General features: G+C 70.9%; 21 protein-coding genes and 1 pseudogene. 5 read left to right on the top strand and 17 right to left on the bottom strand.

Going from position 1 to position 19,968, the window contains the following annotated elements; genetic code table 11:
* Nucleotides 1-1,517: methylmalonyl-CoA mutase family protein (locus tag NCC78_RS12245; protein WP_250794501.1), on the bottom strand; the 1,517-nt coding region annotated here is incomplete at its 3' end.
* A 151-nt stretch (nucleotides 1,518-1,668) separates the two neighbouring features.
* On the opposite strand from NCC78_RS12245, the gene NCC78_RS12250 reads away from it, so the two are divergent.
* Both NCC78_RS12250 and NCC78_RS12255 read left to right on the top strand, forming a co-directional pair.
* Nucleotides 1,669-2,517, top strand: coding sequence for an ABC transporter ATP-binding protein (locus NCC78_RS12250; protein WP_250794503.1), 849 nt, complete (start codon nucleotides 1,669-1,671; stop codon nucleotides 2,515-2,517).
* Nucleotides 2,514-3,359, top strand: coding sequence for an ABC transporter permease (locus NCC78_RS12255; protein WP_250794505.1), 846 nt, complete (start codon nucleotides 2,514-2,516; stop codon nucleotides 3,357-3,359). Before NCC78_RS12250 ends, NCC78_RS12255 begins: the two co-directional genes overlap by 4 nt.
* 73 nt (nucleotides 3,360-3,432) lie before the next feature.
* On the opposite strand, the gene NCC78_RS12260 is transcribed toward NCC78_RS12255, so the two are convergent.
* Together NCC78_RS12260 and murA are read right to left on the bottom strand one after the other, a co-directional pair.
* A complete protein-coding gene (locus tag NCC78_RS12260) occupies nucleotides 3,433-4,281 on the bottom strand; it encodes a 3-hydroxyacyl-CoA dehydrogenase family protein (RefSeq protein WP_250794507.1) in 849 nt (282 codons plus the stop codon).
* Between the two features lie 72 nt (nucleotides 4,282-4,353).
* The gene (gene murA / locus NCC78_RS12265) at nucleotides 4,354-5,796 is read right to left on the bottom strand and encodes a UDP-N-acetylglucosamine 1-carboxyvinyltransferase (RefSeq protein WP_250794508.1); all 1,443 of its coding nucleotides are present in this window, start codon (nucleotides 5,794-5,796) and stop codon (nucleotides 4,354-4,356) included.
* Here murA and NCC78_RS12270 point away from each other — a divergent pair.
* Nucleotides 5,795-6,367 (top strand): cob(I)yrinic acid a,c-diamide adenosyltransferase, encoded by a 573-nt coding sequence (locus NCC78_RS12270; RefSeq protein WP_250794510.1) that lies wholly within the window; start codon nucleotides 5,795-5,797, stop codon nucleotides 6,365-6,367. The two genes, murA and NCC78_RS12270, sit on opposite strands and share 2 nt — an antisense overlap.
* A 32-nt stretch (nucleotides 6,368-6,399) precedes the next feature.
* Nucleotides 6,400-6,528 (top strand): hypothetical protein, encoded by a 129-nt coding sequence (locus NCC78_RS32055; protein WP_284706292.1) that lies wholly within the window; start codon nucleotides 6,400-6,402, stop codon nucleotides 6,526-6,528.
* A gap of 526 nt (nucleotides 6,529-7,054) precedes the next feature.
* Here NCC78_RS32055 and NCC78_RS12275 read toward each other — a convergent pair.
* The 13 genes from NCC78_RS12275 to glyA all read right to left on the bottom strand — a co-directional run bounded on the left by NCC78_RS12275 (nucleotide 7,055) and on the right by glyA (nucleotide 18,096).
* Nucleotides 7,055-7,510 carry a DUF2550 domain-containing protein gene (locus tag NCC78_RS12275; RefSeq protein ID WP_250794512.1) on the bottom strand — a complete coding sequence of 152 codons (456 nt, stop codon included), beginning with the start codon at nucleotides 7,508-7,510 and terminating at the stop codon, nucleotides 7,055-7,057.
* Between the two features lie 12 nt (nucleotides 7,511-7,522).
* On the bottom strand, nucleotides 7,523-7,807 hold the full coding sequence (locus tag NCC78_RS12280) for a F0F1 ATP synthase subunit epsilon (RefSeq protein WP_250794514.1): 285 nt from the start codon (nucleotides 7,805-7,807) through the stop codon (nucleotides 7,523-7,525).
* Between the two features lie 88 nt (nucleotides 7,808-7,895).
* The gene (locus tag NCC78_RS12285) at nucleotides 7,896-9,038 is read right to left on the bottom strand and encodes an LCP family protein (protein ID WP_250794516.1); all 1,143 of its coding nucleotides are present in this window, start codon (nucleotides 9,036-9,038) and stop codon (nucleotides 7,896-7,898) included.
* A gap of 217 nt (nucleotides 9,039-9,255) precedes the next feature.
* Nucleotides 9,256-10,692: a F0F1 ATP synthase subunit beta gene (atpD, locus tag NCC78_RS12290; RefSeq protein WP_250794518.1), complete on the bottom strand. Its 1,437-nt coding sequence runs from the start codon at nucleotides 10,690-10,692 to the stop codon at nucleotides 9,256-9,258.
* Nucleotides 10,692-11,621: a F0F1 ATP synthase subunit gamma gene (locus tag NCC78_RS12295; RefSeq protein WP_250794520.1), complete on the bottom strand. Its 930-nt coding sequence runs from the start codon at nucleotides 11,619-11,621 to the stop codon at nucleotides 10,692-10,694. Before NCC78_RS12295 ends, atpD begins: the two co-directional genes overlap by 1 nt.
* A 4-nt stretch (nucleotides 11,622-11,625) precedes the next feature.
* Nucleotides 11,626-13,278: a F0F1 ATP synthase subunit alpha gene (gene atpA, locus NCC78_RS12300; RefSeq protein ID WP_250794522.1), complete on the bottom strand. Its 1,653-nt coding sequence runs from the start codon at nucleotides 13,276-13,278 to the stop codon at nucleotides 11,626-11,628.
* Nucleotides 13,279-13,368: 90 nt separating this feature from the next.
* The gene (locus NCC78_RS12305; protein ID WP_250794524.1) at nucleotides 13,369-14,190 is read right to left on the bottom strand and encodes a F0F1 ATP synthase subunit delta; all 822 of its coding nucleotides are present in this window, start codon (nucleotides 14,188-14,190) and stop codon (nucleotides 13,369-13,371) included.
* Nucleotides 14,190-14,729, bottom strand: coding sequence for a F0F1 ATP synthase subunit B (locus NCC78_RS12310; protein WP_250794526.1), 540 nt, complete (start codon nucleotides 14,727-14,729; stop codon nucleotides 14,190-14,192). The genes NCC78_RS12305 and NCC78_RS12310 overlap by 1 nt, the downstream gene beginning before the upstream one ends.
* A 28-nt stretch (nucleotides 14,730-14,757) precedes the next feature.
* Nucleotides 14,758-14,982 carry an ATP synthase subunit C-like protein gene (locus NCC78_RS12315; RefSeq protein WP_250794528.1) on the bottom strand — a complete coding sequence of 75 codons (225 nt, stop codon included), beginning with the start codon at nucleotides 14,980-14,982 and terminating at the stop codon, nucleotides 14,758-14,760.
* Between the two features lie 67 nt (nucleotides 14,983-15,049).
* Nucleotides 15,050-15,847: a F0F1 ATP synthase subunit A gene (atpB, locus tag NCC78_RS12320; protein WP_250794529.1), complete on the bottom strand. Its 798-nt coding sequence runs from the start codon at nucleotides 15,845-15,847 to the stop codon at nucleotides 15,050-15,052.
* A gap of 11 nt (nucleotides 15,848-15,858) precedes the next feature.
* Entirely contained in the window at nucleotides 15,859-16,095 is a 237-nt protein-coding gene (locus tag NCC78_RS12325; RefSeq protein WP_250794531.1) for an AtpZ/AtpI family protein, read from the bottom strand.
* Nucleotides 16,096-16,385: 290 nt separating this feature from the next.
* The gene (locus NCC78_RS12330) at nucleotides 16,386-16,814 is read right to left on the bottom strand and encodes a hypothetical protein (RefSeq protein ID WP_250794533.1); all 429 of its coding nucleotides are present in this window, start codon (nucleotides 16,812-16,814) and stop codon (nucleotides 16,386-16,388) included.
* A complete protein-coding gene (gene glyA / locus NCC78_RS12335) occupies nucleotides 16,807-18,096 on the bottom strand; it encodes a serine hydroxymethyltransferase (RefSeq protein ID WP_250794535.1) in 1,290 nt (429 codons plus the stop codon). Before glyA ends, NCC78_RS12330 begins: the two co-directional genes overlap by 8 nt.
* A 35-nt stretch (nucleotides 18,097-18,131) precedes the next feature.
* Between glyA and NCC78_RS12340 the strand changes: the two genes are divergently transcribed.
* Complete coding sequence (locus NCC78_RS12340; RefSeq protein WP_250794537.1) at nucleotides 18,132-19,625, top strand: SDR family oxidoreductase; 1,494 nt, start codon at nucleotides 18,132-18,134, stop codon at nucleotides 19,623-19,625.
* Between the two features lie 63 nt (nucleotides 19,626-19,688).
* On the opposite strand, the pseudogene NCC78_RS12345 reads toward NCC78_RS12340, so the two are convergent.
* A pseudogene (locus NCC78_RS12345) lies at nucleotides 19,689-19,968 on the bottom strand (transglycosylase domain-containing protein); the annotation flags it as partial.

Raw genomic sequence — 19,968 nt, forward strand, 5'->3', positions numbered from 1 at the left:
GCCAGCCCGGTCGGCGCCCGGTACTCGCCGAAGACCTGGCGCAGCGCTCCGGCCCACTCGCCGGTGGTCACCCCGGCGCGCACGCACTCCATCGTCGCCGGCATCAGGTTCGTCGTGGTCGCGGCGTCCGCGCGCAGCCCGGCCAGCGCCGCGTCGACCGCGGCGTCGTCCCGGCCGGCCCGCCATTCGCGTACGGAGGCGATGGCGGCCGCCTCCACCGCCGGGTCGACCTGCTCGACCGCCTCGGCGCCGGCCGCGGTCAGCGGCGACGGCTCGGTCTCGGTGAACCGGTTGACGCCGACCACCACGTCGGCGCCGGACTCCATCCGGCGGCGGCGCTCGGCCAGCGAGGCGACCAGCGCGCTCTTCAGGTAGCCGGACTCGACGGCGGCGACCACCCCGCCCATCTCCAGCACCTTGTCCAGCTCGACCCGGGCCCCGGTGACGATCTCGTCGACCAGCCCGGTCATCACGTGCGAGCCCTCGAACAGGTCGGGGTATTCGAGCAGGTCCGACTCGTACGCGAGCACCTGCTGCATCCGCAGCGACCACTGCTGGTCCCACGGGCGGGGCAGGCCCAGCGCCTCGTTCCAGGCGGGCAACTGCACCGCGCGGGCCCGGGCGTCCCGGGAGAACGTCACGCCGAGCATCTCCAGCACGATCCGCTGGATGTTGTTCTCCGGCTGCGCCTCGGTCAGGCCGAGCGAGTTGACCTGCACGCCGTAGCGGAAGCGGCGCTGCTTCGGGTTCTCGACGCCGTACCGCTCACGGGTGATCTCGTCCCAGAGCGCGCCGAAGGCCCGCATCTTGGCGATCTCCTCGACGAAGCGCACCCCGGCGTTGACGAAGAAGGAGATCCGCTGCACCACGTCGCCCATCCGCTCCGCCGGCACCTGGCCGGAGTCACGGACCGCGTCGAGCACCGCGACCGCGGTGGAGAGCGCGAACCCGACCTCCTGCACCGGCGTCGCACCGGCCTCCTGGAGGTGGTACGAGCAGATGTTCACCGGGTTCCAGCGCGGCATCTCCCGCAGCGTGTACGCGATGACGTCGGCGGTCAGCCGCAGCGACGCGGCCGGCGGGAAGATGTACGTCCCCCGGGAGAGGTACTCCTTGATGATGTCGTTCTGCGTGGTGCCGGCGCAGCGGGCCAGCTCGGCGCCCTGCTCGACGCCGACCGTGCCGTAGAGGGCGAGCAGCCACATCGCCGGCGCGTTGATGGTCATGGACGTGTTCATGTCGGCCAGCGGGATGCCGTCGAAGAGGGCCCGCATGTCGCCCAGGTGCGCCACCGGCACCCCGACCCGGCCGACCTCGCCGGCGGCGAGCTCGTGGTCGGGGTCGTAGCCGGTCTGCGTCGGCAGGTCGAAGGCGACCGACAGACCGGTCTGACCCTTGGCCAGGTTGCGCCGGAAAAGCGCGTTCGTGGCCGCGGCGGAGGAGTGCCCGGCGTACGTGCGCATCACCCAGGGGCGGTCGCGCTCCGGCAGCCGGCCAGGGAGTGCCTTCTCGTCCATGGCCGGAGTTTAAGTTACCGTTCAGTAAAACGGGCTGTGGAAAACCACACAGGTCCATGGAGCGGACCACCGGGCACGGCCGGCGCGACATGGCCGACACCACCACACCCCGGGCCGCCGCAACGGCGTCCCAGGTCGCACACTGGACGGCATGGATGACGAGCTCGCGATCTCCGTCCGGGGGCTGCGCAAGGCGTACGGGGACAACGTCGCGGTGGCGGGCGTGGACCTCGACGTCCACCGGGGCGAGGTGTTCGCCCTGCTCGGCCCGAACGGCGCCGGCAAGACCACCACGGTGGAGATCCTGGAGGGCTACCGCCGGCGCGACGCCGGCGAGGTGTCGGTGCTCGGCAGCGACCCGGCCCGGCCGGCCGCGGACTGGCGCTCCCGGGTCGGCATCGTGCTCCAGGGGACCGGCGAGTTCGACGAGCTGACCGTCGCCGAGGTGCTGCGCCACTTCTCCGGCTTCTACGCCGCCGCCGACGACCCCGACAAGGTCATCGAGCGGGTGGGGCTGGCCGGCAAGGCGAAGGCTCGTACGCACACCCTCTCCGGCGGGCAGAAGCGCCGGCTGGACGTGGCGCTGGGCATCATCGGCCGCCCCGAGCTGCTCTTCCTCGACGAGCCGACCACCGGCTTCGACCCGGAGGCCCGCCGCGAGTTCTGGGAGCTGATCCGGGACCTGGCCGCCGCCGGCACCACCATCGTGCTCACCACCCACTACCTCGACGAGGCCGAGGCGCTCGCCGACCGGGTCGGGGTGATCTCCGCCGGCCGGCTGGTCGAGGTGGCCGCGCCCCACCGGCTCGGCAACCGGCAGGAGGCGCTGGCCACGGTCTCCTGGCGTACGCCCGAGGGGGTGGTGCGGACCGCGGAGAGCGCGACGCCGACGGCGCTGGTGGCGGAGCTGGCCGCGCGCTTCGGCGGCGAGGTCCCGGGCCTGACGGTGGCCCGGCCGACCCTGGAAGACGTCTACCTCCGGATGATCGGACACGCATGACCACCACCACGAAGCCGGCCACGACGAGCACCGGGGCGGCGGCCCGCCGGCTCGGCCCGGTCGCCCTCGGCCTGCGGCAGGGCCGCCTGGAGATCACCCAGTTCCTGCGCAGCCGGGAGTCCGTCGTCTTCACGATGGGTTTCCCGGTGATCATGATCCTGATCTTCGCGTCGATCTTCACAGACGAGATCGCGCCGGGCGTGCGGTACACCCAGTACTTCATCACCGGCATGATCGCGGCCGGCCTGATGACGGTGAGCTTCCAGAACCTCGGCATCTGGATCCCGATCGAGCGGGACCGGGGCGTGCTCAAGCGCTACCGGGGCACGCCGATGCCGAAGTGGGTCTACTTCGCCGGCAAGGTGCTGATGGTCGTGGCGATCGGCGTCGCGGAGACCGCCCTGCTGCTCGCCGTCTCGGTGGCGCTGTTCGACCTGGACCTGCCCGCCACCACCGCCAGGTGGCTCACCTTCGGCTGGGTGTCCGTGCTCGGGGTGACCGCCTGCACGCTCTGCGGGATCGCCATCTCGTCCCTGGCCCGCACCGCGCGCAGCGGCTCGGCCGTGGTCACCCCGGTGGCGCTGGTGCTCCAGTTCATCTCCGGGGTGTTCTTCGTCTTCACCGAGCTGCCGGGCTGGATGCAGCAGGTGGCGGCGCTCTTCCCGCTGAAGTGGATGTGCCAGGGGCTGCGCTCGGTCTTCCTTCCGGAGGGCTTCGGCGGCCAGGAGCCGGCCGGCTCCTTCGAGCTGGGCCGGGTCGCCCTGGTGCTGACGGCGTGGTGCGTGATCGGCCTGGTGCTCTGCCTGACCACCTTCCGCTGGACGACCAAGCGCGACGGCTGAGCGCCCCGGTACCGGCGACGTCGGGCCTTGAGCCGCGACGTCGCCGGTACCGCGCCGAGCAGGACCGGGCGGCTCAGTACGAGTAGAAGCCCTTGCCGGTCTTGCGGCCCAGGTCGCCGGCCGTGACCATGCGCTGGAGCAGCTCCGGCGGGAAGAACTTCTCGTCGGCGGTGTCGGTGTAGATGTTCTTCGAGGCGTGCAGCAGCACGTCCACGCCGGTCAGGTCGGTGGTGGCCAGCGGGCCCATGGCGTGGCCGAAGCCGAGCCGGCAGGCGGTGTCCAGGTCCTCCGCCGAGACCACGCCCGACTCGACCAGCTTGACCGCCTCGACGACCAGCGCCGAGATCAGCCGGGTGGTGACGAAGCCGGCGATGTCCCGGTTGACCACCACGACCGTCTTGCCGATCTCCTCGGCGAACGCCTTCACCGTCGCCAGGGTCTCGTCGCTGGTCTTGTAGCCGCGGACCAGCTCGCAGAGCTTCATCATGGGCACCGGCGAGAAGAAGTGGGTGCCGACGACCGCCTCGGGACGCTCGGTCACCGCGGCGATCTGCGTCACCGGGATGGCCGAGGTGTTCGTGGCCAGAACCGCGTCGGACTTGCAAATCTTGTCCAGCGCGCGGAACACCTCGTGCTTGATCTCCAGCCGCTCGAAGACCGCCTCGACGACGATGTCCGCGTCGGCGACCGCCTCCAGATCGGTGGTCGGGGTGATCCGGCCCAGCGCCGCCTCGACCTCGGACGCCTCGATCTTCCCCTTCTCGGCGAACTTCTCCAGCGACTTCCGGATGCCGTCCACGCCCCGCTTGGTGGCCGCGTCGTCCAGGTCCCGCAGCGTCACCTGCCAGCCCGCCTGCGCCGCCACCTGGGCGATGCCCGAGCCCATCAGCCCGGCACCGACAACCGCGAGTCGACCCGCCATCTGCTTCTCCCTCGCTGCGATTGAGTGTCTGTCAGCACCCTAGTCGGCGAGCCTGAACGACGGCTAAGGCCCTCAGATGGAGAGTTCCGGGGCCTCCCGCGCGGTGCCCCGTTCCACCTCCACGCCGAGCGCCCGCAGGTCGGCAACGAAGTCGGGGTAGCCCCGGTCGACGTGGTACACGTGGGAGACCTCGGTGATCCCCTCCGCGCAGAGCCCCGCGATGATCAGCCCGGCGCCGGCGCGGATATCGGTCGCGCGTACCGGGGCGCCGGAGAGCTGGTCCCGGCCGCGGACCACCGCGTGGTGGCCGTCGGTCTTGATGTCCGCGCCGAGGCGCATCATCTCGTTCACGAACATGAACCGGCCGTCGAAGATGTTCTCGGTGATCAGCGAGGCGCCGTCGCTGACCGCGGCCAACCCGATCGCCATCGGCAGCAGGTCGGTGGCGAAGCCCGGATAAGGCAGCGTGACCACGTCCACCGCCGTGGGCCGGTCGTCCATCCGGACGCGGAAGGCGCCGCCCCGGGTCTCCACCAGGCCACCGGCGGCGACCACCTTGTCCAGCGCGACCTCCAGGAACGCCGGGTCCACCCCGGTCACCGTGACGTCGCCCCGGGTCATCGCCGCGCCGAAGGCCCAGGTGCCGGCGACGATCCGGTCCCCCACCGTGGCGTGCCGCACCGGTCGCAGCCCGGGCACCCCCTCGATGTGCAGGGTGGAGGTGCCGGCGCCGGAGATCCGCGCCCCCATCTGGTTGAGCATGGTGCAGATGTCGACGATCTCCGGCTCCCGCGCGGCATTGTCGATCACACTCGGCCCGTGGGCCAGCACCGCCGCCATGACCAGGTTCTCCGTCGCCCCGACGCTCGGGAAGTCGAGCGTGATCTCCGCGCCGTGCAGCCCCCGCGGCGCGGATGCGATCACGAAGCCGTGCTCGCCGGAGATCTCGGCGCCCATCCGGGTCAGCCCGGAGATGTGCATGTCCAGGCCCCGCGAGCCGATCGCGTCCCCACCGGGATGGGCCACCCGCACGTACCCCCGGCGGGCGAGCAGCGGGCCGAGCACGCAGATCGACGCGCGCAGCCGGCGTACCAGGTCGTAGTCGGCGTCGGTGCCGGGGCGGTCGGGCACGTCGATGGTGATCGACCGGGACCGGGCCACCCCGCCCTGCGCGACCATCGGGTCCACCGGGTCGTCGGCGTCGAACCGTACGCCGCAGCCGAGCCGACGCAGCACCTCGCCCATGATCGCGATGTCGGTGATCCGCGGGACGTTGGTGATCACGCTGCGGCCCGGGGCGAGCAGGGCGGCGGCCATCAGCTTCAACGCCGAGTTCTTCGCGCCGACCACGTGCACCGTGCCGGCCAGCCGCGCGTCGCCGCGTACCCGGATGACGTCGACGTCGTTGACCGTCGGATCACCGGCGTGACCGGGGCCCACCGCGGCCGGCCAGCCGGCGGCGGTGTCCGGGCGTGCCGGGATCGTCAGGTCCGGTATCCGTAGGCTGTGCGTCATGGCCGTCCACCTCACGCGCATCTACACCAAGGCCGGCGACGCCGGCATGACCAGGCTGAGCAACAACGAACAGGTGCCGAAGACCGATCCACGGATCGCCGCGTACGCGGACGTCGACGAGTGCAACGCCGCGATCGGCGTGGCCCTCGCCCTTGGGCAGCTCGACGCGGAGCTGCGGGCGGTGCTGGGGTCGATCCAGAACGACATGTTCGACGTCGGGGCCGACCTCGCCACCCCGGTCGAGCCGGACCCGAAATACCCGCCGCTGCGGGTCACCGAGGAGTACGTCGAGCGCCTCGAGGGGTGGTGCGACGAGTACAACGCACGCCTGAGCAAGCTCGACTCCTTCATCCTCCCCGGCGGCACCGCGGGCGCGGCGCTGCTGCACGTGGCGCGGACGATCGCCCGACGCGCCGAGCGTGCGGCGTGGGCCCTGGTCGCGCACGACCCTGATCGGACCAGCTCTCTCCCGGCAAAGTATCTCAACCGGCTTTCCGATCTGCTCTTTATCCTGTCAAGAACGGCAAATCCGGACGGAGATGTGCTATGGGTGCCGGGCGGTAGTCGCTGACCACCGGCGCGCTGCACCACGTCGAGGTCTGGGTGCCCGATCTGAACGCCGCTCTTCCCGGACCGCCACCCGCACGCCGGACCGGCGGCCCGCAGACCTACGCCGCCTACCTCACCGACAGCCAGGGTTACGAGGTCGAACTGGTCGCCGGGCTCCCCTGAGCCCGCGCCGGGAACCCTGTCGCGCGCCCTTTGCTCTGCTTACCTCCACGCACCACCCGCTGTGCGGACAGCGCACGGCGGGTGGTGCGTCCGTGGAAGCAGAGCAGAGGGGCCGGCGGGGCACCCGCCTGGCACACGCCTCACGCCGGACCGCGCCGAGTCAGCCGACAGCCGGTGGTGCGTCCAGGGAAGCAGAGCAAAGGGACCGGCGGGACACCCACCGCGCACGCCCACGCCGGACCGCGCCGAGTTAGCCCGACAGCCGGTGGTGCGTCCAGGAAGCAGAGCAAAGGGACCGGCGGGACACCCACCGCGCACGCCCACGCCGGACCGCGCCGAGTTAGCCCGACAGCCGGTGGTGCGTCCAGGAAGCAGAGCAAAGGGACCACCGGGACAGCCGCCGCGCACGCATCACGCCGGATCGCGCCCAGTCAGCCCGACAGCCGGTGGTGCATCCGCGTATGCAGAGCAAAGGGACCGGCGGGACACCCGCCGGGCGCGCGGACCACCGCGGGCGGGGCGGGGTTCAGGCGGCCGGCCAGTCCTGGGAGGCCAGACGCGGCGAGACCGCCCCCGGAGGGGCGGCCTCGAGCCAGGAGAGAAAGCCGGTGACCGTGGACCGCGCCATGGCGATCTCCACCGGAGCGTGGTGACTGGTACAGCGGAGAATGACCCAGTCGGCGGGCATCGAAAAGCGTTCCTGCCCCTCGGGCAGGCGCCGTCGCTCCACCGCCAGGCCCTTGCGGGAGAGCACCAGCCCGGGCCGCAGGGCGAAGCTGAACATCCGGTACCAGCGGAGTTCGTCGCCGACGAAGCGGCCGAAGCCGGGTGCCCAGCCGCGGCCGTCGAGCATGGTGGTGGTCCGGACGCTCAACCGGATGATGCCACCGCTGCGAGTGACCAGGGCCCGCCGGATGAAGAGGAACAGAATCGCGCCGAGGATCACGGCGAAGCCGATTCCGATCCCTTCGACGATCTCCATCGGCGGGTCGGCTCAGCGGCTCTGTGCGGCGGACACCGGGGTGGCGCTCTCGGCCAGCACGATGACGCCCTGGTCGCTCACCGAGAGGAAGCCACCGGCGACCTCGTAGGAGACCTGCTCGCCACCGGGGAGCTTGATGCGTACCTGGCCGGGCTCGGCGAGCTGGCCGAGCAGGGGCGCGTGCCCCGGCAGCACACCCAGCTCACCCTCGGTCGTGCGGGCGACGACCATCTCGGCCTCGCCGGACCAGACCTTCTCCTCGACGGCTACGAGCTCGACGTGAAGCTGCTGTGCCACGCTGTCTCCTTGCTGCGGCGGCGGATTGCCAAAGTCTAGTCTTGCACCCGCCGCGTCCCCAACGCGGGTGGGGAGAGCTGCGACACTGCTACTTGGACTTGTTCTGGAACTCCGGGTGCTCCAGCAGGAACGCGTCCAACTGCTCCTTGTGCAGCGCGGCGAAGAAGTCCTCCACCGCCGGGTCGAACCGCTCACCCCGGTACTTGCCGTTCTCCATCAGCGAGCCACCCGGCAGCTTGATCATCTGGATCGTCTCCGGACGGATGTTCTTCAGCGCGATCCCGAAGTCGATCACGCTGTTGCCGCGGCCATTGAAGATCAGCGACTGACCGGCCGCCCGCAGCACCTTGTCGAGCTTGACCGGGTTGGTCACTACGTCGGCGCTGAGCGCCTGGCCCGCCATCGCCTTGACGAACTGCTGCTGGTGCCGCTGCCGGCCGTAGTCGCCATCCGGCACGCCGTTCTTCGGGTAGCGCTGGCGAACGTAGTCCAGCGCCTGCCAGCCCTTGAGGTGCTGGTTGCCCTTCTTGTAGACCGCCTGCCGCCCGACGTAGCCCTCGCCGTTCGGGTTGCCCTTGCGGTGCTTGCCGTCCGGCTCCCGGTGCTCGGAGCGGACCTCCCGCTCGATGTACATGTCGACGCCGCCCATCGCGTCGACGATCTTCTGGAACCCGCTGAAGTTGATGATCGCGCCGGCGTCGAAGCGCTTGATGCCGGTCGCGTTCTGCACCGTCATCGCCAGCAACTCGAAGCCGCGCGCGGCGTCCGGGTTCTGCCCCGCCACCCGGCTGCCGTACGACATCGCCGCGTTCAGCTTGTCGTTGCCGCCGCCGAAGCCGGCCTTGTTGAACGTCGGGATCTCCACATAGAGGTCGCGGGGCATCGAGAAGAGGTACGCCCGGTCCATCTCGGCCGGCACGTGCAGCACCATGATCGAGTCGGCCAGCGGCGGCGTCTCCGGGTTGCGCGGGTCGATGCCCACCAGCAGGATATTGAGCGGGCCCTTGATGTCGCTCTTGCGCTCCCGGGCGCCCGCCGCCTGGTCGCCGAAGAGGTCGGCCTTGCCCACCGCCCCCTCGTAGCGGGCCATCAGCGCCTCGACGCCGACCAGCACCGCACCGCTGAGCAGCATCAGGACGGCACCGAACACGGTGCACACCCGGGCCCAGCGCGGCACTCCCGACCACACGGACGGCTTCCCGCCGCCCTTGCCGGCCTTACCCACGATCATCTCCGTTCGTTACGCCCACGATCAGGAGACGGGCGCACGCAGCCGAATGGTTGCATTGACCGGCGCTCATCCCGGTGAGCGCGCGGGTCGACGGTACCTCGCGTTCGGCATGATCGCCGACCTGCGGAGCCGGGCCAGGGGCATCATAGGGCCCCCAGATGAACGAAAAGGTCGCCCCGGCAGTGCCGGGGCGACCTTTTCATCGAGGGCTGACAGGTCAGTCCTTCATCAGCTCCGCTGCCTTGCGCTCCAGGTCCTCCAGACCGCCGCACATGAAGAAGGCCTGCTCGGGGAAGTGGTCGTACTCGCCCTCGCTGATCTTCTTGAACGCCTCGATGGTCTCGCTGATCGGGACCGTCGAGCCCGGCACGCCGGTGAACTGCTCCGCCGCGTAGGTGTTCTGCGACAGGAAGCGCTCGATCCGCCGGGCCCGGGCCACGGTGATCTTGTCTTCCTCGGAGAGCTCCTCGATGCCGAGGATGGCGATGATGTCCTGCAGGTCCTTGTAGCGCTGCAGGATCCGCTTCACCTCGGTGGCGACCTGGAAGTGCTCCTCGCCGACGAACTCCGGGGCGAGGATCCGGGACGAGGACGCCAGCGGGTCCACGGCCGGGTAGATGCCCTTGTCGGAGATCGACCGCTCCAGGTTGGTGGTCGCGTCCAGGTGGGCGAACGTGGTGGCCGGAGCGGGGTCGGTGTAGTCGTCCGCCGGCACGTAGATCGCCTGCATCGAGGTGATGGCCTGGCCCCGGACGGAGGTGATCCGCTCCTGGAGCTGGCCCATCTCGTCGGCCAGGGTCGGCTGGTAACCCACCGCGCTCGGCATCCGGCCGAGCAGGGTGGAGACCTCGGAGCCGGCCTGGGTGAAGCGGAAGATGTTGTCGATGAAGAGCAGCACCTCCTGCTTCTTGACGTCCCGGAAGTACTCCGCCATGGTCAGCGCGGAGAGGGCGACCCGCAGCCGGGTGCCCGGCGGCTCGTCCATCTGGCCGTAGACCAGCGCGGTCTTGTCGATGACGCCGGACTCGGTCATCTCGGCGATGAGGTCGTTGCCCTCACGGGTGCGCTCACCCACGCCGGCGAAGACCGAGGTGCCACCGAAGTTGCGGGCCACACGGGTGATCATCTCCTGGATGAGCACCGTCTTGCCCACGCCCGCGCCACCGAACAGGCCGATCTTGCCGCCCTTGACGTACGGGGCGAGCAGGTCGATGACCTTGATGCCGGTCTCCAGCATCTCGGTCTTCGGCTCCAGGTCCGCGAAGGCCGGGGCCTTGCGGTGGATCTGCCAGTGGTCGTCCGGGGTGAGCGTCTCACCCTCGGTGAGGTTGAGGACCTCGCCGATCGCGTTGAACACGTGGCCCTTGACCGCGTCGCCCACCGGAACGGTGATCCCGGAGCCGGTGTCGCGCACCTCCGAGCCGCGGACCAGACCGTCGGTCGGCTGCATCGAGATGGCGCGGATCATGTTGTCACCCAGGTGCTGGGCGACCTCCAGGGTCAGCTTCTTCTCACCGCCGGAAAGGTTCACGTTCACGTGCAGGGCGTTGAACAGGGCCGGCATGGCGTCGCGCGGGAACTCGGCGTCGACGACCGGGCCGATGACCCGGACCACGCGACCCGTGGCCGTCTTGGTCTCTACTGGGGCAGTCATCACACTTCACTTCCCGACGCGGCGAGCGCGTTGGCGCCGCCGACGATCTCGCTGATCTCCTGGGTGATGCCGGCCTGGCGGGCCGAGTTCATCTCACGCGTGTACTTCTCGATCATGTCTTCGGCGTTGTCGGTGGCGCTCTTCATCGCCCGCCGCCGAGCCGCCGACTCGCTGGCCGCCGACTCGATCAACGCCGCGTAGATCCGCGTGTTGATGTACTTCGGCAGCAGCGCGTCGAGCAGCGCCTCCGCCTCCGGCTCGAACTCGTACGCCGGCAGCAGCCCCTCGGAGCGCGGCCGGTCCTCGACCTGCATCGGACCGATGATCTTGGCGACCGGGGTCTGGGTCATCAACGAGTGGAACTCGGTGTAGACGATGTGCAGCTCGTCGATGCCGAGCACCCCGTCCGCCCCGGCGCCGCCGTCGACGTCGTCCGCACCGGCCGAGAACGCCTTGATCAGCGTCTCGCCCACCGTGCGGGCGTCGGCGAACGACGGCTGCTCGCTGAACCCGGTCCAGTTGGCCTCGATCGGCCGGTCACGGAACCGGTAGAACCCGACGCCCTTGCGCCCGATGACGTAGAGCACCGGCTCCTTGCCGTCGGCGCGCAGCCGGGCGATCAGCGACTCCGCGGTCCGGATCGCGTTGGAGCTGTAGCCGCCGGCCAGGCCACGGTCGCTGGTGACCAACAGGACGCCCGCCCGCCGCACCCGCTCGCGCGGGGTGAGCAGCGGGTGGTCGATCCGGGCGTTGGACGCCAGCGCCGTGAGCACGCCGGTGATGGCCCGGGCGTACGGCAGGGACGCCTCCACCCGGGCCTGGGCCTTGGCGATCCGGCTCGTCGCCACGAGCTCCATCGCCTTGGTGATCTTCTTCATCGACTTCGCCGAGCGGATCCGTTGACGAAGAACGCGTACCTGGGCCGCCACGGGATCAGCTCTCGGCCGGGCGGTCGGTCGTGCCGTCGCGGAAGCGGGTCACCGTCTCGCGGTTCTCCTCGCCCTCGAGCGGCGCCGCCGGTGCCTCGTTGACCCGACGCTCGTCGGCCTTGCCGAGGAAGAGCTGCTTGAACTCGGTGATCGCCGCGTCCAGGGAGGCGATGATGTCGTCGCCCCACTGGTTGTCGGCGATCCCGGCCAGCACACCCTCGTGCTTGTGGCGCAGGTACTGCAGGAACTCCGACTCGAAGCGCCGGACGTCGCCCACCGGGATGTCGTCCAGCTTGCCCTCGGTGCCGGCCCAGACCGTGACGACCTGCTCCTGCACCGGGAACGGCGAGTAGTTCGGCTGCTTGAGCAGCTCGACCAGGCGGGAACCGCGGTCCAACTGGGCCCGGGAGGCCCGGTCCAGGTCGGAGGCGAAGGCGGCGAACGCCTCCAGCTCGCGGTACTGGGCCAGGTTGAGCCGCAGCGAACCCGCGACCTTCTTCATCGGCTTCACCTGCGCGGCGCCGCCGACCCGGGAGACCGAGGTACCGACGTTGATCGCCGGCCGCACGCCCTGGTTGAACAGGTCGGTCTCCAGGAAGATCTGGCCGTCGGTGATCGAGATGACGTTGGTCGGGATAAAGGCCGAGATGTCGTTGGCCTTCGTCTCGATGATCGGCAGACCGGTCATCGAGCCGCCACCCAGCTCGTCGGAGAGCTTCGCGCAGCGCTCCAGCAGGCGGGAGTGCAGGTAGAAGACATCACCCGGGTACGCCTCGCGGCCCGGCGGGCGACGCAGCAGCAGCGACACGGCGCGGTACGCCTCGGCCTGCTTGCTCAGGTCGTCGAAGACGATCAGGACGTGCTTGCCGCCGTACATCCAGTGCTGCCCGATGGACGAGCCGGTGTAGGGGGCGAGGTACTTGAAGCCGGCCGGGTCGGAGGCCGGGGAGGCGACGATGGTGGTGTACTCCATCGCGCCCGCCTCCTCCAGGATGCCCTTGATCGAGGCGATCGTGGAGGCCTTCTGGCCGATGGCGACGTAGATGCAGCGGACCTGCTTCTTCGGGTCGCCGGTGCGCCAGTTTTCCCGCTGGTTGAGGATGGTGTCCAGGGCGACCGTGGTCTTGCCGGTCTTCCGGTCACCGATGATCAGCTGCCGCTGGCCCCGGCCGATCGGGGTCATCGCGTCGATGGCCTTGATACCGGTCTGCAGCGGCTCGTCGACGGACTGCCGGGCCATCACGTTCGGGGCCTGGAGCTCCAGCTCGCGGAAGCCCTCGTTGGCGATGTCGCCGAGCCCGTCGATCGGCTGGGCGAGCGCGTTGACCACGCGGCCGAGGAAGGCGTCGCCGACCGGCACGGAGAGCACCCGCTCCGTGCGCTTGACGCGCTGCCCCTCCTCCAGCTTGTCGGAGTCACCGAGAACGACGACACCGATCTCCCGGACGTCGAGGTTCAGCGCCACGCCGAGCGTGCCGTCCTCGAACTCCAGGAGCTCGTTGGTCATGGTCGAGGGGAGTCCCTCGACGTGGGCGATGCCGTCGCCGGTGTCGGCGACGGTGCCGACCTCCTCGCGGGAGACGTCGGACGAGTAGGAGGAGACGTAGCGCTCCAGGGCGCCGCGGATCTCCTCCGTCGAGATGGTCAGCTCGGCCATCCTCTGCTTCCTTAAGTATCAGGGGCCCGGGATACCTAGTACCGACCGGTCCGAATGGCGTCTATCTGGGGCGCTGCGCGGCGGTGCCGCTCAGCGCTTCGCGAGCGCGTTGCGGGTCTCGTTGAGGCGGCGCAGGATGGTGCCGTCGTACAGGTCGGAGCCGACCCGCACGCTCACGCCGCCGAGGACCTCGGGGTCCACCGTCTGCTTGACGGAAACCTCTCGACCGTATATCGCGGTGAGGCTCGCGCCCAGTCGGCGCTCGTCCTCGTCACTCAACGGGGCCGCGACTGTCACGTACGCCACCTGCCGGTCCCGCCGATCGGCGGCGAGTTCGACCAGCCGGGTGAGCGCGCCGGAGAAGGAGCGTCCCCCGAACCCGCCCAACGCCACCTCGACGAGGCGGACGGTGACCGGGCGGGCCTTGCCGGCCAGCAGCTCGCGGGCCAGTGCGGCCCGCCGCTGGATCGGAGCCACCGGGTCGGCCAGCGCGTTGGAGAGCGCCGACTGCCCCGAGACCACCTGACCGAAGCGGAACAGCTCGTCCTCGACCTCGCCCAGCTCACCGGCGGCGTCCGCCGCGGCGAGCAGCGCCTCCACACCCAGCCGCTCGGCCCCGTCGAGCAGTTCTGACGGTGCCGACCAGCGGCCGGCGACGAGCGAGGCGAGCAGGTCGAGCGCCTCAGCGTCGATCTTGCCGCGCAGCATGTCGCCGAGGAGGCCGGCGCGGTCCGCGCCGGAACGAGCCGGTTCGGAGAGCGCCCGGCGCAGCCGCGGCTCGCGCCGCAGCAGCGCGGCGACGGAGAGCAGGCCGTCGGCGGCGGAGAGCACCGCCGACGGCTGGGCGCCACGGACGTACGTGTCGAGGTGCTCCGCCGCGACCTTGTACGACTCCCGGCTGGCGGCCTGCATCAGCGGGTACCCGCGCTCTCGAGACCGCTCAGGAACCGGTCGACGGTGCCCTTGCGACGCGCCTCGTCGGCGAGGGACTCCCCGACGATCTTGCTGGCCAGGTCCACCGCGATGGTGCCGACCTCGGCGCGCAGCTCGCGCACGATGGTGGCCCGCTCGGCGGCGAGCTGCTCCTTGCCGGCCGCGATGATCCGGTCGGACTCCTCCCGCGCCTTGGCGAGGACGTCCTGCCGGATGCCCTCGGCGTCGGCCCGGGCGTCGTCCCGGATCTTGGCGGCGTCGGTACGCGCCTCGGCGAGCTGCGCCCGGTACTGCTCGAGGAGCTGGTTGGCCTCGGCCTGGGCGGCCTCGGCACGCTTGATGCCACCCTCGATCGCGTCGACCCGCGCCTGGAACGTCTGCTCCATCCGGGGGAAGACGAACTTCATCAGCACGAAGCAGAGAACGGCGAAGGCGATGCCACCGACCACGATCTCCTGCCAGATCGGCAGGATCGGGTTGTGCGTCGACTCACCACCTTCAGCGGCGAGCAGGAACATGGGAAACCTCCCGGTCGAGGGGGTCGGCTCAGCCGAAGACGAAGCCGAAGGCGATGCCGAGCAGCGCGAGCGCCTCGATGACGGCGAAGCCGATCCAGACGTACGGCAGGGTCATCCGCGACGACTCCGGCTGGCGGGCGGTCGACTGGATGTAGGCGGCGAAGACCAGGCCGACGCCGATACCCGGGCCGATGGCGGCAAGGCCGTAGCCGATGGCGGCGGTGCTGCCCTCTACCGCGGCGATGAGCTCCATTAGTGGGTTCCTCCTGGTTATCACGCGTGACTCTCACGCGGGACGACAACGGTTGGTGCGAGGTGGATCAGTGCTCTTCGGCGAGCGCGCCCTGCACGTAGCTGGCGGTCAGCACGGTGAAGACGTAGGCCTGCAGGACGATGACCAGGAACTCGAGGAAGGTCAGCGCCACGGTCATCACCCAGGACAGCAGCGAGACCGGCGCGAACCAGGCGCTCGCGTTGAGCATCGCGAAGCCGCCGAGCGTGAAGACCAGCAGGAGCATGTGGCCGGCGAACATGTTCGCGAAGAGACGGACGGCCAGCGAGAACGGCCGGACGAGGAAGTTCGAGAAGAACTCGATCGGGATCAGCAGCGGCAGGATGTACCAGGGTGCCGGCGGGATCAGGGAGTTCTTGAAGAACTTGCCGAAGCCGTGGTGCCGGATGCCGACCCAGATGAACATCACGTAGCTGATCGCGGCGAGCACCGCCGGGAACGCGATGTGCGAGTTCGGCGAGATCTGGAAGCCGGGGACGATCGCGAAGAAGTTGGTCAGCACGATGAAGCAGAACAGCGTCGTGAAGTACGGCGCGAACCGCACGCCCGCGTGCCCGATCATGTCGACCGCGATGTTGTTCCGCACGAAGCCGTAGATCGACTCGGCGATCCACTGCTTCTTGGTCGGCACCAGCTGCGGCTTGCGGTAGCTCACCAGGAAGTAGATCGCCAGGATGCCGACGGCCAGCCAGACCATCGCGGTGATCTTGGTGAACCAGTACGAGTTCTCCGCACCCCAGGGCAGGATGCTGGGCAGGTAGAAGTCCTCCACGCTGGGTGGGAATGCTGCCTCGCCCTGTGCCAGGACGTTCGCCTGTCCGAACACCGCGTCCCTTCCTAAGTAGGCGTGCCGAGCTTGCGGATGACCAGGAAAACTCCCCCGGCCATGCCGAGCACGACGCCGATCCCGGTGGCGATGCCATCGGAACCGAGCCACTGGTCGACCAGCCAGCCGACGAAGCCCCAGACGAGCATGCCCGCGATCAGGTAACTGAGCGCGGTCCAACCCTGGCCGGCGCCGGGCGGAACATCGTCCGGGCCGCCGGTGGGTCGGGGGTTTTGGTCACCAGCCATGACGGGGCGAACGATATCAGCCGAGAAGACGAGGCTGTGCCTCACCCCCCGCACAACCGTGGTTGTGTGGGCGTCTGGCGGGCAGGGTCGTCTGTGGGCACGCTACTCCCCTTCCGCCAGTCAGAAAATGACCGTTGCCCGACACATTTTCCGCGCCGCCCGAGGGGTCCGTTGGTGGTTGTCGCCGATGTCCGCCGTCGGAGACCACCCCGAACCCCGCAGGCACGTCCGTCGTGGACGACCACTCCGCGTCCCGGGCACGTCCGCCGTGGGCGGTCACCCGGGGCGGGTCAGCGGCGGGCGTGCACGGTGGTGAGCCACCAGATGTGCACGGCGGTCCAGACCACCACGCCGGCGGCGATGCCGAGGCAGAGCGGGACCAGCCCGTCCCAGCCGGTCGACGCCACGCCGGCCATCACCACGCCCAGCAGGGTGAACTTGGCCGCGTACAGGCCGAGGCCGAACGGGAGCACCAGTTGCGGATTGACCGAGTCGGCCCAGGCCAGCACCACCGTGGTCAGCGTGTAGCTGGCCGCGGTGACGCCCACGCCGAGCGCCGCGCCCAGCGCCGCCTGCGCGCCGCCGGTCAGCGCGCCGACCAGCGCGGCCCCCATCGTCAGCAGGCCGGTGGCGGCCAGCAGCACCGGCAGGTGCCGCAGCCGCCAGCGCCGGTCGGCCACCCCGGTCGCCGCCGGCGGGCGCACCCCGGGCTCAGCCACGGGGGTACGCCGGGAACTCGGCGACCAGCTCGGCCACCTCGGCGGCGATCCGGGTCAGCGCGTCGGCGCCGCCCGGGGCGGCCGGATCGGTGCGCACCGCCCGGGCGATCAGCCCGGCGACCTGGCGCATCTGGGGAACCCGCATGCCCTGGGTCGTCACGCTCGGGGTGCCGACCCGGATGCCGGAGGCGACCATCGGCTTCTGCGGGTCGTACGGGATGGCGTTCTTGTTCAGCGTGATGGTGGCGGCGTCGCAGCGCGCCTCGGCCGCCGCGCCGGTCACCCCGACCTCGCGCAGGTCGATCAGGGCCAGGTGGGTGTCGGTGCCGCCGGAGACCGGGCGCATCCCCTCCTCGGCCAGCCCGGCGGCGAGCGCCTGCGCGTTCTCGACGACCTGGGCGGCGTACGCCTGGAACTCCGGCTGCGCGGCCTCGCGCAGCGCGACGGCCTTGGCCGCGACGGCGTGCATCAGCGGGCCGCCCTGGGTGAACGGGAAGACCGCCTTGTCGATGCGCTGGGCCAGCGGCTCCCGGCACAGGATCATGCCGCCGCGCGGACCGCGCAGCACCTTGTGGGTGGTGAAGCAGACGACGTCGGCGTGCGGCACCGGCGACGGGATCGCCTTCCCGGCGACCAGCCCGATGAAGTGCGCCGCGTCCACCATCAGGTACGCGCCGACCTCGTCGGCGATTTCCCGGAACACGGCGAAGTCGATCAGCCGGGAGTAGGCCGTCGCGCCGCAGATGATCATCTTCGGCCGGTGCGCCAGGGCCAGCTCGCGTACCTCGTCGTAGTCGATCAGCTCGGTGTCCGGGCGGACGGTGTAGCCCACGGTGTGGAACCACTTGCCGGAGAAGTTCACCCGGCTGCCGTGGGTCAGGTGCCCGCCGTGCGGCAGGTCCATGGCGAGCACGGTGTCCCCGGGCTGCACCAGCGCCGCGTACGCGGCCAGGTTGGCGCTCGCCCCCGAGTGCGGCTGGAGGTTGGCGTGCTCGGCCCCGAAGAGCTCCCTGGCCCGGGCGATGCCGATCTCCTCGGCCCGGTCCACCTCGGCGCAGCCGCCGTAGTAGCGCCGGCCGGGATAGCCCTCGGCGTACTTGTTGGTCAGCGTCGAGCCGAGCGCGGCCAGCACCGCCGGCGAGGTGAGGTTCTCGCTGGCGATCAGTTGCAGGCCGCCCCGGAGGCGGTCAAGCTCGCCGAGCACCACTCCGGCGATCTCCGGGTCGGTCGCCCTGAGCTGGTCGAAGTCCGGCCCCCAGAAGGTGCTCCTCGCGATGTCCACAGCGCCAGAGTCTATTGGGCCGCACACTGGAGACCGTGAGATGCCTGGTCACCGGCGCGACGGGTTACATCGGCGGGCGGCTCGCGCCCCGGCTGCTGGTGGAGGGGCACACGGTGCGCTGCCTGGCCCGCAAGGCCGTCCGGCTGCGGGATGTCCCGTGGGCGGCGCAGGCCGAGATCGCCGAGGGCGACCTGCGCAGACCGGAGACGTTGCCGGCCGCGTTCGCGGGCGTGGACGTCGCCTACTACCTGGTGCACTCGCTCGGCCAGGCCGGCTTCGAGGCCGCCGACCGGGAGGCCGCCACCAACTTCGCCGCCGCGGCCCGCGCCGCCGGCGTACGCCGGATCGTCTACCTGGGCGGCCCGCAGCCGAAGGATGACGACGAGGTCCCCTCCCCGCACCTGCGCTCCCGGGCCGAGGTGGGACGGATCCTGCTGGCCGGCGACGTGCCGACGGCGGTGCTCCGGGCGGCGGTGATCATCGGGTCGGGCTCGGCCTCGTTCGAGATGCTGCGCTACCTGACCGAGCGGCTGCCGGCCATGGTCACCCCGCGCTGGGTGCACAACCGGATCCAGCCGATCGCGGTCCGCGACGTGCTGCGCTACCTGGTCGGGTCCGCCGGCCTGCCGCCGGAGGTCAACCGCGGGTTCGACATCGGCGGACCGGACGTGCTCACCTTCGGCGAGATGATGCAGCGCTACGCCCGGGTGGCCGGTCTACCGCGGCGGATCATCGTGCCGGTGCGGGCGCTGACCCCGTCGCTCTCCTCGCACTGGGTCGGGCTGGTCACCCCGGTGCCGAACGCGATCGCCCGGCCGCTGGTGGAGAGCCTGATCCACGAGGCCATGGCCCACGAGCACGACATCGCCCGGTACGTCCCGGACCCGCCCGAGGGGCTGACCGGCTTCGACGAGGCGGTCGCGTTGGCGCTGGCGAAGGTCCGCGACGCCGAGGTGGAGACCCGCTGGTCGACCGCGAGCGGGCCGGACGCCCCCGCCGAACCGCTGCCCACCGACCCGAAATGGTCCGGCGGGACGGTCTACACCGACGTCCGCGAACGGGTGGTGGACGCGCCGCCGGACGCCCTCTGGCGGGTCATCGAGGGGGTCGGCGGGGAGCACGGCTGGTACTCCTTCCCGCTGGCCTGGTCGCTGCGGGGCTGGCTGGACCGGCTCATCGGCGGGGTGGGGCTGCGCCGGGGGCGGCGCGACCCGCACCACCTCCAGGTCGGCGAGGCGCTGGACTTCTGGCGGGTGGAGGAGATCGTCCCGGGCGAGCTGCTCCGGCTGCGCGCCGAGATGCGGCTGCCCGGCCGGGCGTGGCTGGAGATGCGGGCACTGCCGGTCGACGGCGGGCGCAGCCGATACCAGCAGCGGGCGGTGTTCCTGCCGCGCGGCCTGGCCGGGCACGCGTACTGGGGGTCGGTGGCGCCGTTCCACGCGGTGGTCTTCGGCGGCATGGCCCGCAACATCGCCCGGGGCGCCGAGCACACGGCCAGCGGGCTCCGCGCCCCGTCCCGGCGCCCGTGACACTTCCGCACCCGTCCGGGCGCCCGTGACGGGTCAGTTCCCCGTCCGGGCGTCCGGGGCGCCTCAGTTGCCGGTCCGCTCCCCGGTGACCCGGTGGGCGGTCACCTCGCTGGGCGGCACGAAGTCGCGGACCGGCTGGTCGCGCAGGGCGAAGGCGAGCACCTCACCGACCGCCTCGACCAGCTGGTTCTGCACCGTCCGGCCCACCGCGTCCCTCGGATCGTCCGGGTTCGCGGCCATCGAGGCGACCGCCAGCTGCGGGGTGAAGGCGACCACGGTCTCCGTCTCGTACCGCTCGGAGCTGCCGGTCTTGCCGGCCACCGGGCGGCCGAGCTGCCGGTCC

Origin of the sequence: Micromonospora phytophila (genome assembly GCF_023656545.1) — a bacterium.
GTDB classification, from domain to species: Bacteria; Actinomycetota; Actinomycetes; order Mycobacteriales; family Micromonosporaceae; genus Micromonospora; species Micromonospora phytophila.

Excerpts from the sequence above, each read along its gene's own strand:
- NCC78_RS12250 (WP_250794503.1), top strand. The coding sequence starts at position 1,669 with ATGGATGACGAGCTCGCGATCTCCGTCCGGGGGCTGCGCAAGGCGTAC.
- NCC78_RS12255 (WP_250794505.1), top strand. The coding sequence starts at position 2,514 with ATGACCACCACCACGAAGCCGGCCACGACGAGCACCGGGGCGGCGGCC.
- NCC78_RS12260 (WP_250794507.1), bottom strand. The coding sequence starts at position 4,281 with ATGGCGGGTCGACTCGCGGTTGTCGGTGCCGGGCTGATGGGCTCGGGC.
- NCC78_RS12270 (WP_250794510.1), top strand. The coding sequence starts at position 5,795 with ATGGCCGTCCACCTCACGCGCATCTACACCAAGGCCGGCGACGCCGGC.
- murA (WP_250794508.1), bottom strand. The coding sequence starts at position 5,796 with ATGACGCACAGCCTACGGATACCGGACCTGACGATCCCGGCACGCCCG.
- NCC78_RS12275 (WP_250794512.1), bottom strand. The coding sequence starts at position 7,510 with ATGGAGATCGTCGAAGGGATCGGAATCGGCTTCGCCGTGATCCTCGGC.
- NCC78_RS12285 (WP_250794516.1), bottom strand. The coding sequence starts at position 9,038 with ATGATCGTGGGTAAGGCCGGCAAGGGCGGCGGGAAGCCGTCCGTGTGG.
- atpD (WP_250794518.1), bottom strand. The coding sequence starts at position 10,692 with ATGACTGCCCCAGTAGAGACCAAGACGGCCACGGGTCGCGTGGTCCGG.
- atpA (WP_250794522.1), bottom strand. The coding sequence starts at position 13,278 with ATGGCCGAGCTGACCATCTCGACGGAGGAGATCCGCGGCGCCCTGGAG.
- NCC78_RS12305 (WP_250794524.1), bottom strand. The coding sequence starts at position 14,190 with ATGCAGGCCGCCAGCCGGGAGTCGTACAAGGTCGCGGCGGAGCACCTC.
- NCC78_RS12310 (WP_250794526.1), bottom strand. The coding sequence starts at position 14,729 with ATGTTCCTGCTCGCCGCTGAAGGTGGTGAGTCGACGCACAACCCGATC.
- NCC78_RS12315 (WP_250794528.1), bottom strand. The coding sequence starts at position 14,982 with ATGGAGCTCATCGCCGCGGTAGAGGGCAGCACCGCCGCCATCGGCTAC.
- NCC78_RS12325 (WP_250794531.1), bottom strand. The coding sequence starts at position 16,095 with ATGGCTGGTGACCAAAACCCCCGACCCACCGGCGGCCCGGACGATGTT.